The following is an 18,239-nucleotide window of genomic DNA, read 5'->3' on the forward strand; positions in this document are numbered from 1 at the left end:
TCAGATGCGTCGTTGACGCGTGAGCGCCGGTATCTTTGTCTCGGGCACTTCGATGCGTTGTACCTGCCCCACCGCCGCGGCCACCGACGCCAGCGTCGGTTGACCGAATAGCACACGGACATCGGCTTCCATGCCTTCCTTGCGCATGCGTTCGATCAACGCCACAGCCAACAACGAGTGCCCGCCCAGTTCAAAGAAATGGTCGTGGCGGCCGACGCGCTCGACCTTCAGCAGCTCGGCCCACAACGAAGCAAGCTTCGTTTCCACGTCACCCACGGGGGCTTCGTAAAGATGAGCGGCGAACGCCTCGCTGTCGGGAAGTGGCAAGGCGTTGCGATCGAGCTTGCCGTTGGGGGTCAACGGCAAGGTGTCGAGGCGCACATAGGCCGCCGGCACCATATACTCCGGCAACTGCGCTTGCAGATGCCCACGCAGATGGCCTACGCCCACTGACTGGCCTGGCGAATGCAGGGTGAAATACGCGACCAGACGCTTGTCGCCAGGCACGTCTTCACGGGCCAGCACCACGGCTTCTTTTACCGATTCATGTCGGGCAAGCCGGGCTTCGATCTCGCCCAGTTCGATGCGGAAACCACGGATCTTCACCTGGTCGTCGTTACGGCCCAGGTATTCGATGTTGCCATCCGGGAGATAACGGCCGAGGTCGCCGGTCTTGTACATCCGGGCGTTTGCGGCGCTGCTGAACGGATCCTTGAGGAAACGTTCAGCCGTCAGGTCATCACGATTGAGATAACCACGGGCGACACCTGCGCCGCCGATGTAGATTTCACCCGGCACGCCCAGCGGTATCGGTTGCTTGTGTTCATCCAGCAGATAGAACTGGGTATTCGCGACCGGCTTGCCGATGTGGGCGCTAAACCCGTCTTCACGAGCCATCGACACCCAACTGGAATAGGTCGTGGTTTCCGAAGGCCCATAGAGGTTGCACAGGCGCTTGACCGAAGTCTGTTCGAACAGCGCCTCCACCAGGCTGCGCTTGAGGGCTTCACCGGCCACGTTGACAGTATCGACGCCATCGCTCAAACCACCGGATTCCAATAGCGCCTTGAGCGCCGACGGCACGGTGTTGATCAGGGTGATGTCGTGCTCGCCCTGCTGCAGTTCCAGCACATTAGTGACCACCTCGATGCTGCCGCCCGACGTCAACGGCGCAAAGCATTCATACACGGCCAGGTCGAAGTTCAGCGACGTCGAGAACAAGGTTTTCGACAGGGTCTGGGCATCGAACGAACGATGGGCCCAGGTCAGGAAATTCACCGTGTTGCGGTGTTCGATCATCACGCCCTTGGGCAAACCGGTGGAACCGGAGGTGTAGATCACGTAGGCCAGGTGCGACGAGGTTAGCTCGGCAACCTGCGGATTCGAGACGGACTCGTCCTGCCAGAGCCCGCTACCGAGGTCGATCACCGGCATCATTGCATCGGCCAACAACCCAAGGGTCGCCGTCTGAGCCAGCACCACCGCCGGCGCACTGTCCTCCAGCATGTAGGCAATCCGATCCGCCGGATACGCCGGATCCAGCGGCACGTAACCACCGCCCGCCTTGAGGATCGCCAGCAAGCCCACGACCATGTCGAGGCCACGCTCGACGCAGATCGCCACCCGCGAATCCGGCCGCACACCTTGCCCATGCAGGTAATGGGCCAATCGGTTGGCTTGTTCATTGAGCTCGCGATAGCTCAGGCGCTGAACACCATGCAGCACCGCCAGCGCATCCGGCGTGCGCTGCACCTGGACCTCGAACAGCCCGTGAATGGTCTGTTCCAACGGATACTCGGCGTCAGTGGCATTGAAGCATTCCAACTGACGACGTTCGGCATCGTCCGGCAGCACGATGTCGCTGATGGCGACGCGGGCATCCACCACCATCGCCCGCAACATGCGTTCCAGATAACCGAGGTAACGCTCCATGGTCGTCTGGTCGAACAGCGCCGTGGCATATTCCAATGCCCCCTGGATACGCCCATCGGCCTCCCCAAGGTCGAGGGACACATCGAATTTCGCCGTGCGTCTCCTGGAAGCCAGGCCTTCCAGTACCAGGTCACGCAGTGTCAGTTCGACGCTCTCGGTGTTCTGCCAGGACAACATGGCCTGGAACACCGCGCTATGGGACAGGCTACGCACCGGCTTGACCAGCTCGACCACCTGTTCGAATGGCAGGTCCTGATGGGCCTGGGCCCCCAACGCCTGGGCTTTTACCCGTTGCAGCAACGTCTCCACGCTCGGTCGGCCCGACACATCGATGGGCACGGCCAGGGTGTTGACGAAGAACCCGATCAGTTCCTCGACCTCCACGCGCCGACGGTTGGCCGTCGGCGAGCCGATGACGATCGTATCCTGCCCCGAGAGGCGGCCAAGCACTGCCGCCCAACCGGCCAGCACCGTCATGTACAAGGTCGTACCGTGGCGCTGGCTCAGCGCCTTGAGATCGGCTGTCAGCGCTTCATCGAAGACGACCGGAAGGCTCGCACCGGCATAACTCTGCTGCGCCGGACGAGGACGGTCGGCCGGCAGCGTCAACAGCGCCGGCGCATCGGCCAACGCGGCTTGCCACCAGGCGCCCTGCTGCTTGAGCACCTCGCCACTGAGCCAGCGGCGTTGCCAGACGGCATAGTCCGCATACTGCACCGGCAGGTCCGGCAGCGGGTCGTCCTGGCCCTGGCGGAACGCTTCATAGAGGGTGACCAGTTCCCGGGTCAGGACGCCCATCGACCAGCCATCCGAGACAATGTGATGCATCGTCACCAGCAATACATGCTCGCGCTCCGCCAGGCGAATCAGTTGCCCACGGATCAACGGACCGTGTTCGAGATCGAAAGGCTCGCCGCCCTCCTGCTCGACCAGCGCATGCAATTGCGCCTGCGCCTCGGCGTGGGCGGACAGATCCACGGTGCGCAAGGCAAAGCCACTGTCCGCGGCCGCGATACATTGCCGGGCCGGTTGTTCCGCTTGCAATACGAAGGTGGTGCGCAACGCTTCGTGACGCGCCACGATCCGGTCCAGCGCACGCTGCAGCGCATTGCGGTCCAGATCCCCCGTCAGGCGCAGCCCCACAGGAAGGTGGTAGGCCGAACTGGCTCCCTCGACCCGTGTCAGGAACAGCAAGCGCTGCTGTGCGAAGGACAGCGGCAACGGCTCATCGCGGGACACCGGCACAACGGGCTGCAGCGTGCTGCGCCCCGAACCGGCCACGGCCTGCGCCAGCTCGCTCAATTGCCCATGATCAAAGAGTTCGCCCAGTGCCAACTCCACGCCCAAACGTTGACGTACCTGGGCGATCAGCCGCATCGCCAGCAGCGAATGCCCACCCAATTCAAAGAACCGATCATGACGACCCACCCGATCCAGACCCAATAGTGCCTGCCATATCTGCGCCAGCACCGGTTCGATATCCCCTCGCGGTGCTTCATAGCGATTCACCGCCATCGCAGCCGAGCCAGGCGCAGGCAGGGCCTTGCGATCCAGCTTGCCATTGGGGGTCTGCGGCATTGTCTCCAGCGGGACGTACGCCACGGGCACCATGTAGTCAGGCAATTGTTCCAGCATAAGGGCCCGCAGCGCTTCGGCCGTTATACCCTGATCGGCCTGGGCCCTGTAGTACGCCACCAGACGCTTCTCGCCGGGTGAGTCTTCGCGCACGATCACCACCGCCTCGCTCACCTGTGGGCAAGCACCCAGCACCGCTTCGATCTCGCCCAGTTCGATGCGCAGGCCACGGATCTTGACCTGCCCGTCGTTGCGGCCCAGATAGTCGATCCGACCGTCCGGCAAGTAACGGCCGATATCGCCGGTGCGATACATCCGTGCATTGGCCTCGAGGCGGAATGGATCCGCCAGGAAACGCTCGCAGGTGAGGTCGTCGCGGTTCATGTAGCCCCGGGCGACGCCGGCGCCCGCGATGTGAATCTCACCCGCGACGCCGACGGGCACGGGCCTGCCATGAGCGTCGAGCAGGTAGAACCGGGTGTTGGCAATAGGACGGCCGATACTGACCTGGCTGCCATCCGTCGCGCGTGCCTCGACCTGGATGAACGATGACCAGATCGTGGTTTCGGTCGGTCCGTAAACGTTGAACAACGTTTTGACCCGCTGCGCCACACGCTGGGCAAGCTCAGCGGGCAAGGCTTCGCCACCACACAGCGCGATCAGCCCCTGGGCCCCCTGCCAGCCCGACTCGAGCAACATGCGCCAACTGGCCGGCGTGGCCTGAGCGAAGGTGATGCCATTGGAGGCAATCATCCCGGCAAGCGCCTGACCGTCGCGCCCTTGGTCACGGGAAGCCAATACCACCCGGGCACCACAGATGAGCGGCAGGTACAGCTCAAGGCCGGCGATGTCGAACCCCAAAGTCGTCAGCGCCAACATCCGGTCGGCAGCGGTCATGCCCAGCGTGTCGCGCATCGCGCACAGCAGGTTGATCACGCTGTGGTGCTCGACCATGACCCCCTTCGGCTTGCCGGTCGATCCCGAGGTGTAGATCACATAGGCCAGGTGCGCCGAGGTCAGCCCCGGAACGGTCAGATCGAAGGTCGGCTGGTCACGCCAGGCAGTACCGTCGAGGTCAAGGGTCGTCAACCCGTCATGGGTCAACAGGTCACGGGTCGCGGTGTGCACCAGCAACGCCAGCGGCTTGCTGTCTTGCAGCATGTAGGCCAGGCGATCGCTCGGATAAGCCGGGTCCAACGGCACATACGCCGCTCCTGCCTTCAGGATGCCTAGCAGCCCCACCAGCAGGTCCGGACCGCGCTCCATACAGATCGCCACCCGATCATCCGGGCGAACGCCCAGCACCCGCAGGTGATGAGCCAGCCGATTGGCCTGCCCGTTCAGTTCGACGTAACTCAGTTGCCGGTCGCCGGAAACCACGGCCACGGCGTCGGGGAAGGCCTGGACCCGGGCCTGGAACAGTTGATGAATGGTCTGTTCCAGCGGGTAGGCCACGCGGGTGTCATTCCAGGTTTCCAGCAACTGCCGAAGCTCGGCGGCAGGCAGGCCCGGCAGCGCGGACAGCGGTGTATCCGCGGCCTGCTCCAGGGCGTCGACCAGGCTTTCGATCGAGACGTGCATGTACTCAACGACGCGTTGCGCGTCGATCCCGCAAGCCGCTTGCACCACCAGGTTGAAACCTTCACCCTCGTCGTCCACGGCCAGCGAGAGCGGGTAATTGGTACGCTCCTCGCCACCAAGGGTATCGATGCCCTGCCACGCCAACTCTGCGCCGGCCGCTGCCGTCACGGCGTTATGGCGATAGTTGAGCAAGGCACTGAACAGCGGCGTGGGGGGCGCCACACCGCTGCAGCGCTGGGCCAACGCCAACGGAGCGTGCTCATGCCCCAGCAGCCCGGTGAGCTGCTTGTGCGCGGCCTTGACGCCCTCGCGTGCAGTTTGCCCGCCCAGGCTTATTCGCAAGGGCAGCGTATTGATGAACATGCCCAAGGCACGGTCGGCCCCTTCCGCGCCTTGCATCCGTCCCAACAGAACGGTACCGAAGACCACATCGTCGCGACCGCTGATGCGGCCCAGTACCTGCGCCCATGCCAGATGCATCAGACTCGCCGCGCTCACACCCGATTGGCGTGCCTGCCCTCGAAGGCGACGGCAGAACTCCGGCGCCAGCACCCGCTTCACCTCTTCCACGCCGTTGCCGTCGCCCTGCACATCCTGTCGCCCGAACGGCAGCGTCGGCTCCAGGATGTCGCCGAGCATGTCACGGAAGAAAGCCTCATGGGCTTGCTGGCTGATGCCCAGACGGGCCAGCGCCACGTAGTTGCGGTACTGCATCGCGCCGCCCAACTCGCCGCCACGGTCCAGCAGGAAGGCCTGCATCTCGTGTACCAGCGTCTCCAGCGCGGTGTGGTCCAGGATCGTGTGGTGGAACAGCAGCGTGGCCACCCAGCGCCGGTTCACCGCATCCTCGGCGCAAACCAGGCGCAGCATGGGCGCATGGTGCAGGTCCAGCCGGTAATGCCGGGCGTCGAAGCGCTCATGCAGTTGCCCGGCGACATCCCCTGCCAGCGGATCCGCTTCGATCGTCTCCAGCACCAGAGGTGCCTGGCGCCAGACAATTTGCACGGGCTCGTCGAGCCCCTCCCACGCGATTGAAGTGCGCAGGATGTCGTGACGGTCAATGACCTGCTGCAGCGCCTGTGCGAATGCATCGAGACGGTCGCGACGATCAAAGGAAAATTGCGACTGGAGCAGGTACGGGTCACCCTCTTCGGCCGCTAGATGGTGATAAAGAATGCCCTGCTGCAAGGGCGCCAGCGGGTAGATGTCCTGGACATTGGCAGCGCCCCCCGGCACGCTCGCCACGATCCGGTCGATGGCGTCCTGATCCAGGACAACCAGGGGCAACAGGTCCGGCGTGATCCGCTGGCAACTGTCGCCGATCAGATTGGCCGGCACCACGACGTCATGATGCCCGCCCACCGCGGCGGCCAATGCCTGCAACGTCGGCTGGGCGAACAAGACCCGCACATCCACCGCCAGACCGACCTGACGCATCCGCTCGATCAGCCTCATCGCCAGCAGCGAGTGACCGCCCAGTTCGAAGAAATGATCGTGGCGACCGACCCGCTCCACCTTCAGCAACTCGGCCCACAGGTCCGCCAGGGTCCGCTCGACTTCTCCCTGCGGCGCCTCATAGGCTTGGCTCGCGTAGGCTTCGGCCTGCGGCGCGGGCAATGCCTTACGGTCTACCTTGCCGTTGAGCGTCAGGGGCAAGGCCGGCAGTATCACAAAGGCCCCAGGGATCATGTATTCGGCCAGGGTCGCGGACAGTTGCTCGCGCAACCCGGCCACGCTCAGCGTAACCTGCGGCTGCGCTACGACGTAGGCCACCAGGCGCTTCTCGCCCGGTTCATCGGCCCGCACCATGACCACCGCATCCTGCACACCGTCGCAGGTGACCAGTTTCGCCTCGATCTCGCCCAGTTCGATGCGGAAACCGCGGATCTTCACCTGGTCATCATTGCGACCCAGGCATTCCAGGCTGCCCTCCGGCAACCAGCGACCCAAGTCGCCGGTGCGGTACAGCAGCGCGCCGGGCTCCTGGCTGAACGGATCGACGATGAATTTTTCCGCGGTCAGCTCCGGGCGGTTCAGGTATCCCTTCGCCACGCCCTTGCCACCGATATGGATTTCACCGGCCACCCCCTGGGGCACCAGTCGTCGATGGGCATCGAGCACGTACACCTGGGTGTTGGAGATCGGTCCGCCGATGGGCACGCTCTGCGCATCCTCGGCCACGGCCTTGACCTCCAGGGTCGTGGCATAGGTGGTGGTCTCGGTCGGACCATAGCAGTGCACCAGCCGCAGCGTCGGCGCCAACTGCAACAAACGCTGGAAAGACGCCACATCGGCGCGTTCGCCACCGCACAACAGGATGCGCAGACCGCCGATGGCCTCCGGAATCAGTTGCACGTACTGGTTGAAGATCGCCGTGGTCACGAACAGCACGGTGGCCCCCGAGGTTTTCAATACCTGGGCAAAACATGCAGGCTCAAGCAGGGTTTCATGGTCGATCACCACCACCTGCCCGCCGTTGAGCAGCGCACCCCACACGTCCATGGTGCTGGCATCGAACGCCGGATTGGAGGCGAAGGCGATCCGGTCGTGCTCGTTGAAATCGGCATAACCGTTGTTGATGACCAGCCGGTTGATTGCCCGGTGCGGTACCAGCACGCCCTTGGGCTGCCCTGTCGAGCCCGAGGTGTACATGATGTAGGCAATCGCCTCGCTGGACTGCGCAAACCCCGGGTTGTGAACCGGTCCCTGTGCCTGCAGCCGGTCCAGGTCGACGCGACACGCGCCCGCAGGCACCGGCTCGCTGCTGAGGGTCAGCAGGCAAGACGCACGGCAATCCTGGAGCATGAAGCGCTGGCGCTCCTGGGACGCATTGCGGTCCAGTGGCACATAGGCCGCCGCGCACTTGAGGATTGCCAACTGACTGACCAGCAAGTCGATCGAGCGCGGCAGCAGGATCGCGACACAGTCGTCCGGCTGCACGCCGAGTTCGATCAGATAATGGGCCAGGCGGTTCGCCTGCTCGTTCAGTGTCTGGTAGCTGATTTGCCGGGCCCCGTGGGCGACAGCAATCGCGTCCGGGGCTTGGGTGACCCGGGCTTCGAACAGCGCCAGCACGGTTTGCTCCTCGGGGTAGGCGCGTCGGGTGGCGTTGAAATCGACCAACAACCGCTGGCGTTCGCTCTGTGGCAGGACCTCCACGCGGCTGAGCGGCGTATGCGCGGACTGCTCCAGTGCCTGCACCAGGCTTTCGAGCGCGGTGTGCATGTACCCGCAGATGCGTGCCGCCCCCACGCCTTGCAACACCAGGACGCTAAGTGTGAAACCCTCCCCCAGGTCGTCCACCGACAGGGTCAGCGGATAGTTCGAACGCTCTTCACTGCTCAGGGTCTGGATACCCTGCCAGGCCGTCGTGGCCTCGGCCGAGACGCCAGCACTGGCGCTGTGCCGGTAGTTCAGCAGCGCACTGAACAACGGGGCCGGGGCCGTCACCCGGCTGCAACGTTGCGCCAGGGCCAGCGAGGCATGTTCGTGGACGAGCAACGCACTCAGTCGCTCATGGGTAGCGGTGATCCCGGCCTGCACGCTTTGCTCATCGAGTTTCACTCGCAACGGCAAGGTATTGATGAACATCCCCAGGGCGCGGTCGGAGCCCTCGCCGCCCTGCATCCGGCCCATCAGCACGGTGCCGAAGACCACGTCCTCGCGCCCTGACAACCGCCCGAGCACCTGCGCCCACGCCAAGTGATGCAGGCTGGCGGCACTTACGCCCAGCTGACGCGCGTGGGCCCGCAAGCGTCGACTCAGGTCGGCGTCAAGATCGAGCCTGGCTTCTTCGATACCACTGCCGTCACCCTGGACCTGTTGCAAACCCAGCGGTAACGTCGGTTCGTCGACATCGCCAAGCATTTCGCGGAAGAATGCTTCGTGCTCTTCCTGGCTGACACCCAGGCGTGCCTGCGCCACATAGTTGCGGTACGGCATGGCCGCGGCCAGTTGGTCCTGTTGGCCGAGCAGGTGCATCTGCATTTCCTGCTGCACCACTTCCAGCGCCGTATGGTCCAGGGCAATGTGATGGAACAGCAGCATCGCTACCCAGCGTTGATTGGCCGGCTCATGGGCGAACCGCAGGCACATCAGCGGGGCCTGGCGGATATCGAGACGGTGATGGCGGGAATCGAAACGTGTGTGCAGCCGGGTCACCGCGTCATCGGTGGCGTCTTCCAGGGTCAGCGCTTCGACGCTCAGCGGCGCCTGGCGCCAGACCACCTGCATCGGCTGCTCCAGCCCTTCCCACAACACCGCGGTGCGCAGGATATCGTGGCGATCGACGACCCCCTGCAAGGCTTGTGCGAACGCCTCGAGACGCGCCTTGCTGTGGAAGGCGAACAGCGCCTGGAGCACGTAGGGGTCACCCTGCTGCGCCGAGATGTGGTGGTAGAGAATACCCTCCTGCAGCGGCGCCAGCGGGTAGATGTCCTGCACGTTGGTCACGCCGCCCGGCACCGTGGCGACAATGCGGTCGATGGCCGCCTGGTCCAGCGTGGCCAGCGGCAGCAGGTCCGGGGTGATCCGCTCGCAGCCGGCGGTGATGGCGTTAGCCGGCACACGGATTTCCTTGCCGCCGCCCACCGCCGCGGCCAGAGCCGCCAGGGTCGGTTGGCCAAACAGCACACGCACGTCGGCGCTCAGGCCAACCTGGCGCATCTGCTCGATCAGCTTGACAGCCAGCAGCGAGTGACCGCCCAGCTCAAAGAAATGATCATGACGCCCGACGCGTTCGACATTGAGCACCTGGGTCCATAACCTGGCGAGGACGATTTCGGTCTCACCCACGGGTGCCTCATAACCGCGTGCCAGGAACGACGCCTGGTCCGGTACCGGCATTGCCTTGCGGTCGAGCTTGCCGTTGGGCGTCAACGGCAAGGTATCCAGCCGTACATAGGCGGCGGGCACCATGTAGTCCGGCAGGTGGCTTTGCAGGTGAGCGCGCAGTGTCTTGATATCCACTGTGTCATCGGGCCGGTGCAGGGTGAAATAGGCAACCAGACGCTTTTCTCCCGGCATCTCTTCGCGAACCAGCACCGCCGCTTCTTTCACGGTACCCTGTTGGGTCAACCAGGCCTCGATCTCTCCCGGCTCGATGCGGAAACCACGGATCTTCACCTGGCCATCGTTGCGCCCCAGGTATTCGATATTGCCGTCCGGCAGGAACCGCCCCAGGTCACCGGTGCGGTACATCAGGGCCTGTGACTGCTGGCTGAACGGATCGGGCAGGAATTTTTCCGCGGTCAGGTCCGGTCGGTTCAGATAACCTTTGGCGACCCCGGTGCCGCCGATGTACAGCTCACCGGCCACGCCATGGGGCACGGGTCGACGCTGCGAATCCAGCAGGTAGACCCGCGTATTGCCCAAGGGGCGACCAATGGGAATGCTACCCTCGCCGGCGGCCTCGATCCGGTACGTGGTGGAAAAGGTTGTCGCCTCCGTCGGGCCGTAGCCGTTGAGCAGGTGTTGCGGCGCGCCTTCCTTCAAGACCCGAGCGATAACGGCCGGATCGAGCACGTCGCCGCCGACAATCAGGTAGCGCAGTTGCCTGAATACCGGCATCAGGCCCGCCGCGTACTGATGGAACAGGCCCGCGGTGAGCCACAACACGCTCACCGATTGTTCAGCCAACCATCCGGCAAGTCGTGCCTGGGACAGCAGGACATCCTGTTCGACCACCACCACGCAACCGCCATTGAGCAATGGTGCCCAGACTTCGAGGGTGCTGGCATCGAATGCCGGGTTCGAGGCGAAGGCCACGCGGTCCTGCCCGTTGAAATTGGCATAGCCGTTGTTGAGCACCAGCCGGCTGATGGCCCGGTGCGGCACCAGCACCCCCTTTGGCGTGCCGGTGGAGCCTGAGGTGTACATGATGTAGGCCACGGCTTCGCTCGAGAACGCCGGCGGCCTGTCAAAGGCTGGCTGTCCAGGCAGGTCGAGGGTGTCCAGGTCCACCCGCCGCACGCCTGCGTCCAGGGCTTCGGCGGCGTGGGTCAACACCCACACCGCGCCGCTGTCCTGGAGCATGTACTGCTGACGCTCGGCAGGGGCGTTGATGTCCAGCGGCAGGTAGAGCGCCGCGCACTTGAGAATCGCCAACTGGCTGATCAGCAGGTCAAGGGAGCGTGGCAGCAGGATCGCCACGGTGTCCCCCGGCTGGACGCCAAGGCCGAGCAGATGCCCCGCCAGGGCGTCGGCCTTTGTGTTCAGCTCCCGATACGTCAGGGTCTGCCCTGGTTGCACCGCCGCCAGTGCATCCGGGCTGGCCTCGACCCGGGCCTCGAACAAGGCATGGATCAACTGTTCCCGCGGATAGTCGCGGTCTGTGTCGTTGAACGCTTGCAACACGCGTTGGCGCTCGGTCGGCGGCAAGATCGACAGACTGTTGATCCGCGTTTGGGGGGCATTCTCCAATGCCGTGACCAAGCCCTCGATGGCGGCGTGCATGTACTCGCAGATACGTTGCGCATCGATTCCGGGGGTGGCTTGCACTGTCAGGGCAAACGCGTCGGAAAAATCATCCACCGACAGCACCAGCGGATAATTGGTGCGCTCTTGCGCACTCAAGTTCTCGATCCCCTCCCAGGCGAGAAGGGCTTGCGCCGGCAGCACCTGGGTCGCCGCGCCAGCGCTGTGGCGGTAATTGAGCAATGCGCTGAAAAGCGGCGCCGGTGCGGCCACGCCGCTGCAACGCTGCGCCAGGGCCAAGGACGCGTATTCGTGACCGAGCAACGCGCTCAGCCAGCGGTGGGTGTTTTTCACCCCGTCGAGAACGTCCTGGGCGCCCACATCCACCCGCAGCGGCAAGGTATTGATGAACATGCCCAGGGAGCGGCTCATGCTTTCACCAGCCTGCATGCGCCCCAGCATCACAGTACCGAATACCACGTCTTCACGACCGGATACGGCGCCCAGTACCTGGGCCCAGGCAAGGTGGATGATGCTCGCCGCGCCGACGCCCAACTGACGGGCTTGTCCACGCAGGCGAAGGCCGAGCGCCGGCATCACCGCCAGGTGATGCTCTTCGACGTCACTGCCGTCGCCCAGCACATCCTGCTGCCCGAAAGGCAAGGTCGGTTCGTCGACATCGCCCAGCATCTTGCTGAAAAACGCCTCATCGGCCTGACGCTGACTGGCCTGTCGTGTGCGTGCTACATAGTTGCGGTAACGGCCGGCGGGGCCCAACTGATCGCCCTGCCCTGTCAGCCAGGCCTGCATTTCGTGCTGCACCACTGCCAGTCCCGCATGGTCCAGGACCATGTGATGGAACAGCAGCATGGCGACCCAGCGCTGATTGACCGGGTCGTGGGCGCAGACCATCAGCAATAGCGGCGCCTGGCTGATGTCCAGTCGATGGTGCCTGGGATCGAATCGCGCCTGCAGTTGCGTCATGACGTCGCCCACGGCGAGCTCGGCACTGACATCCTCCACACCCAGCCGGGCCCGCCGCCAGACCACCTGGACCGGCTCCGCCAGGCCTTCGAGGACGATGGCCGTGCGCAGGATATCGTGCCGATCGATCACGCTCTGCAGGGCATCGATAAAATCCGTCAGGCGCTCACGATGGCTAAAGGCGAATCGCGCCTGCAGGACATAGGTGTCGCCTTGGGCGGCGCTCAGGTGGTGATACAGGATGCCTTCCTGCAACGGTGCCAAGGGGTAAATATCCTGGACGTTGGCCGCCCCGCCCGGCACGGTGGCGACGATACGATCAATGGCCGGCTGGTCCAGCGTCACCAACGGCAACATCTGCGGTGTGATGCATGCGCAACCCTCGGGGATAAGGTTGGCGGGTACCTCCGGCTCGCCGGCATTGGCCGCATCGTACTGCCCGGTCTTGATCAGATCGATCAATGTGGCTTTGTGCTCGCGCAACAACGCCAGGACCGCAGGCTCGCTCAATGACTGCTTGCGGCCTCGGACCACGAGCTGATCGCCCTTGATGGAAAGCTGAACGTCTTTTTCTTTCAGGGTCGCCAACAGTTCGATCACACTCACAGGACAATCTCCATTTTTTCTGTCATTGCCGCGTACGCCGCGAGCGTGGGTTGCTCGAACAGCGCGCGCACATCCGCTTCCATACCTTCCTGGCGCATCCGCTCCATCAGGCTGACGGCCAGCAGGGAATGCCCGCCCAGTTCAAAGAAGTGATCGTGACGACCGACGCGCTCCACGTTCAGCACCTCGGCCCACAGTTGCGCCAGGGTGATTTCGGTCTCGCCCACGGGCGCTTCGTAACCACGGGTAATGACGCAGGCCAGATCCGGCACCGGCAGGACCTTGCGGTCGAGCTTGCCGTTAGGGGTCAGCGGCAAGGCGTCGAGATACACATAGGCCGTAGGCACCATGTAGGCCGGCAGCAGGGTTTGCAGGTGTATCCGCAGGTCCTCGATGTCGACCGTTTCATCTGGCCAATAACCAGTGAAATAGGCGACCAGGCGTTTTTCCCCCGGTGCGTCTTCGCGCACCAGCGCCACGGCTTCCTTCACGGCCGCGTGCTGGGCGAGCCTGGCTTCGATCTCGCCCAATTCGATCCGGAAGCCACGCAGCTTCACCTGATCGTCATTGCGCCCCAGATATTCGATGTTGCCGTCCGGGAGGTAGCGGCCCAGGTCTCCGGTCTTGTACATCCGGGCGTCGGGCGCAGCATTGAACGGATCACTGAGGAAGCGTTCGGCCGTCAGGTCATCGCGATTCAGGTAGCCCCGAGCCACACCGGTACCGCCAATGTAGAGTTCCCCGGCCACCCCGACCGGAACGGGATGGCGATGGCTGTCGAGCAGGTAGAACCGGGTGTTGGCGATCGGCCGGCCGATACTGACCGAACTGTCGCTCGCTTCCTGGCCACTGACCCGCGTCGACGAGGACCAGATCGTCGTTTCGGTCGGCCCATAGACGTTGAACAGCGTCTTGACCCGGGCCGCCACGCGCGCCGCAAGGTCGGCGGGCAGCGCTTCGCCCCCGCACAACGCGGTCAGCCCCGACGCGCCCTGCCAGCCGGATTCAAGCAGCATGCGCCAGCTCGCCGGGGTGGCCTGGGCAACGGTGACACCACTGGCCGCGATCAAGTGCGCCAGTGATTGACCGTCGCGCCCTTGGTCGCGAGTGGCCACAACCATGCTCGCGCCACGCAGCAGCGGCAGGTACAACTCCAGGCCGGCAATGTCGAAACCCAGAGTCGTCAGCGCCAGCATCCGATCGGACGACGTCATGCCCAGGGTATCGCCCATGGCACACAACAGGTTGACCACACTGCGGTGCTCGACCATCACACCTTTGGGCTTTCCGGTCGACCCCGAGGTGTAGAGGACGTAGGCCAGATGTGCCGACGTCAGGCCTTGCGCAGGTGGGTTGGCGCTGGACAGGTGCCGCCAGGCGTCGCTGTCCAGATCGATGACCGGCACCGAAGAGCCAGCCAGCAACCCGCACGTACCGGTCTGCGCGATGATTGCCAGCGGTGCGCTGTCTTCGAGCATGTAGGCAATGCGGTCCAGCGGATAGGCGGGATCCAGCGGCACATAGGCACCGCCCGCCTTGAGTATCGCCAGCAGCCCCACCACCATGTCCAGGCTCCGCTCGACACAGATCGCCACCCGCGAATCCGGCGTCACACCCCGTCCGCGCAGATAATGCGCCAACCGGTTGGCCCGCTCGTTCAATTCACGGTAGCTCAGGCCCTGCTCGCCGTGCAGCACGGCCAGCGCATCCGGCGTACGCCACGCCTGGGCTTCGAACAGGCTGTGAATGGTCTGCTCCAGCGGATAGTCGACCTGCGTGGCGTTGAACCCTTCGAGCAACTGCTCATGCTCGCTTGCTGGCAGGATCGACAACTGGTGCAGGAGTGCCTCGGGTGTCTGTTCGAGCATCCCCACCAGGTGATGCAACGCCTGGTGGACATAACCGCACAGGCGCTGCGCGCCGATCCGCGCCGCAGTCATGATGCTGAAGCTGAAGGCATCGCCCTGGTCGTCCACCGACAAGGTCAGCGGGTAGTTGGTCCGTTCCTCGCCGCCCAGCAGCTCGATACCGTCCCAGGCTGCCAATGTCTGCGCCGAAGCGGTCGTCGCGGTGTGACGGTAGTTGAGCAAGGCACTGAACAGCGGCATTGGCGCTTCCACGCCGCTGCAACGTTGCGCCAGCGCAAGCGCGGCATGCTCGTGGGCCAGCAAGGCCGTCAGGCTTCCATGGGTCGCCTTCACGCCGTCACGAACGCTGGTCTGCCCCAGTCGGACCCGCAACGGCAGGGTATTGATGAACATGCCCAACGCCCGGTCGGCACCCTCGCCGCCCTGCATCCGGCCCACCAGCACCGTGCCGAATACCACGTCCTCCTTGCCCGACACCACGCCCAGCACCTGCGCCCAGGCCAGGTGATACAAGCTCGCCGCGCTCACCCCGAGCTGACGGGCCTGGCTACGCACGCGGCGGCTCAGGTCGAGCGCGACGTCCTGGCGCACTTCCTCGATTGCACTGCCGTCACCTTGCACATCCAGCAAGCCGAAGGGCAGCGTTGGCTCGTCGACATCGCCGAGCATCTCGCGGAAGAACCCTTCGTGGGCTTCGCGATTGACACCCAACCGGGCTTGCGCCACGTAGTTGCGGTACGGCACCGACGCGGGCAGGCGCTGCGCCTGGCCGAGCATGTACGCCTCGATTTCGGCCGCCAGTACCGCCAGGGACGTGGCATCGTCCACCAAGTGATGGAACAGCAGGATACCGACCCAGCGCTGATTGTCCGGATCCCGCGCATAGGCCAGCCGCATCAGCGGTGCCTGGCGAATGTCCAGGCGGTAGTGCCGCGGGTCGAAACGTTGATGCAATTGTCCGGCAATATCCCCGGCTGCCGGGTCCAGCTGCACCGACTCCACATCCAGCCGTGCCTCACGCCAGACCACCTGGACAGGCTCGGCCAGACCTTCCCAGAGCACACCCGTACGCAGGATGTCATGCCGGGCAATGACCGCCTGGAACGCCTGGACAAACCCGTCCAGGCGCGTGGCGCTGTCGAACGCGAACATCATGTATTGAAGGTAGGGGTCACCCTGCTCTGCGGCGAGGTGGTGGTAAACGATCCCCTCCTGCAATGGCGCCAACGGGTAGATGTCCTGCACATTGGCCACACCGCCCGGCACTGTTGCCACGATATGGTCGATGGCGTCCTGGTCCAGGTCGACCAGGGGCAGCATGTCCGGGGTAATGCGCGCGCAACCGTCCGCAATACCATTGGCCGGCACCACGACTTCCAAATCGTCCCCCACTGCCGCCGCCAGGGCCGCCAGGGTCGGTTGGCCGAACAGCACCCGCACATCGGCACTCAGCCCGGCGTTGCGCATGCGCTCGATCAACTTGACCGCCAGCAGCGAATGACCGCCCAGCTCGAAGAAGTGGTCGTGGCGTCCGACCTGCTCAAGGTCCAACAAATCTCGCCAGAGCGTGGCGAGGATGGCTTCGATCTCGCCTTGTGGCGCCTCATATTCACGCGTTGCGACCGCCGATTGATCCGGTGCCGGCAACGCCTTGCGATCCAGCTTGCCATTGGTGGTCAGCGGGAAGGCTTCGAGCACCACGAAGGCACTCGGCACCATGTAGTCCGCCAGCGAGCCCAGCAACTGCGTGCGCAGCTCGGCAGCCGCTGGCTGCGCGTCTTCCCTGGCAATGACATAAGCCACCAGGCGCTTGTCGCCCGGCGCGTCCTCACGGGCGATGACCACCGCCTCTCTGACCCCTTCGCAAGCCGCCAGCGCGGCCTCGATCTCGCCCAGTTCGATACGGAAACCACGGATCTTCACCTGGTCGTCGTTACGCCCCAGGTATTCGATGCTGCCGTCCGCCAGCCAGCGACCCAGGTCGCCGGTCTTGTACATGCGGGCGTTCGGCTCATGGCTGAACGGGTTATCCAGGAAACGCTCGGCGGTCAGCTCGGCGCGGTTCAGGTAACCGCGACTCACACCTGCACCACCGACGTACATTTCACCGACCACACCGACCGGTACGGGTTCGTGTTGTGCGTCAAGCACATACAACTGCAAGTCGGGGATGCGTTTGCCGATGGGGCTGACACCGGTCAGTTGGGCGTCCGTCGCACACAGTGCACGGTAGGTCACGTGCACGGTGGTTTCGGTGATGCCGTACATGTTGACCAACTGCGTCTGGGCATTGATCTCACGGGCGTACCACGGCTTGAGAATGCCGGTTTCCAGCGCTTCGCCGCCGAAGATCACCTGGCGCAGGCTGTGGCCCAGGTCGCTTTCGCCCTGGGCCGCGATCAACTGGCGGAATGCGCTTGGGGTCTGGTTCAGCACCGTGACGCCCGCCTTGCACAGCAGTGCGTAGCAGTCCTGCGGCGAACGGCTGACCAACTGCGGCACCACCAACAAGCGGCCGCCATGGGTCAGCGCGCCCCAGATTTCCCAGACCGAGAAGTCGAAGGCGAAGGAATGGAACAGCGCCCAGACGTCCTGCGGGCCGAAATCGAACCACGGCTGGGTGGCCGAGAACAGCCGGGCCACGTTGCGGTGCTCGACCATTACACCCTTGGGCAAACCGGTGGAGCCGGAGGTGTAGATCACGTACGCCAAGTGCTGCGACGTCAATCCCGACACCGTCGGATTCTCCACGGATTGACTGGCCAATCCGCAATGGTCGAGGTCAATCAGCCGCACCGATTCGTCGACCAGCAGCGTTTGGGTCGCGGTGTGCACGACGATTGCCACCGGGGCGCTGTCCTCGATCATGAAGGCCAGACGCTCCAGGGGATAGGCCGGGTCCAGCGGTACATAACCGGCACCGGCCTTGAGAATACCCAACAGACCGACAATCATGTCCAGGCCGCGCTCGACACAGATCGCCACCCGGTCATCCGGGCGAATGCCCAGTGACAACAGGCGATGAGCAAGCTGGTTGGCCCGGGCGTTGAGTTCACCGTAGGACAGTGCGCGGTCCTCAAATACCACCGCCACTGCGTCGGGCTGAGCCACGGCGCGGGCTTCGAATTGCCCGTGGATCAGCGTGTCATGGGCGTACGTCTGCGGCGAGGCATTCCAGGTTTCCAGCAACTGGCAACGCTCCGTCGGCGGTAACACCGCCAGGCTTTGCACCGGCTGGTGCGGTGCATGTTCCAGTGCATCGAAGAGACTGCGCAGCGC

Annotated in this window: 2 protein-coding genes (1 of these 2 only partly in view); both read right to left on the minus strand. The window is 64.3% G+C overall.

Annotated features, from left to right (window positions below):
* Complete coding sequence (locus ACMTA2_RS20025; protein WP_413791425.1) at positions 1 to 13,092, minus strand: amino acid adenylation domain-containing protein; 13,092 nt, start codon at positions 13,090 to 13,092, stop codon at positions 1 to 3.
* A protein-coding gene (locus ACMTA2_RS31560; protein WP_490166889.1) for an amino acid adenylation domain-containing protein crosses the window boundary here: on the minus strand, positions 13,089 to 18,239 show its 3' end. 12,771 nt of this gene lie beyond the right edge of the window; the window shows 5,151 of its 17,922 coding nt (coding positions 12,772-17,922); the start codon falls outside the window, past its right edge; its stop codon occupies positions 13,089 to 13,091. The genes ACMTA2_RS20025 and ACMTA2_RS31560 overlap by 4 nt, the downstream gene beginning before the upstream one ends.

The sequence above is a fragment of the Pseudomonas medicaginis genome, assembly GCF_965119365.1.
Classification (GTDB): domain Bacteria; phylum Pseudomonadota; class Gammaproteobacteria; order Pseudomonadales; family Pseudomonadaceae; genus Aquipseudomonas.